The sequence below is a fragment of the Rahnella perminowiae genome (assembly GCF_019049695.1).
GTDB classification, from domain to species: Bacteria; Pseudomonadota; Gammaproteobacteria; order Enterobacterales; family Enterobacteriaceae; genus Rahnella; species Rahnella perminowiae.
In genome coordinates this window covers 1-385 of sequence record NZ_JAFMOT010000027.1, presented here as the reverse complement: position 1 = coordinate 385, position 385 = coordinate 1, and the positions used below count along the sequence as shown (strand labels likewise).

At 63.9% G+C, this 385-nt stretch carries 1 protein-coding gene; it reads right to left on the bottom strand.

The features are described 5' to 3' along the window. Nucleotides 1-41: 41 nt before the first annotated feature. Nucleotides 42-385 (bottom strand): hypothetical protein (locus J1781_RS00110; protein ID WP_217232984.1); only part of this gene is annotated, 344 nt, incomplete at its 5' end.

Genomic DNA, 385 nt, shown 5'->3' with positions numbered 1-385 from the left:
CTTCTTGCCCGTGGGTTCGCTTACTGCCTGTGCTGCCATGGTTAGGCTCCCTTCTTCTCGGTGAGCAGCGCGATGATTTGCGCGTTCTGCTCGATGATCTTCTGCTGGTTAGCCCGGTCCTGAGACCAGTTGTCCTTGTCGTAGGCCAGCGTCTCGGCCTGCGTGACCGTACTGCCCTTTCCGGCGCCCTTGCGGGTGACCTTGGCCTGCAACACGGAGGCCGGGATGCCCTTCACCAGAGCGGTGAGGGCCTGCACCGCGGCCGTGAGGTTCGCGGCGTGGTCCCGACCGTTGGCGAGGTGCCACGCGGGCGTGCCCGGGATCTTCTTCTGCTTGTCGAACGTCTTCTGGTCCATGTCGAGGAGTCCTTCCAGGGGGTCGATAC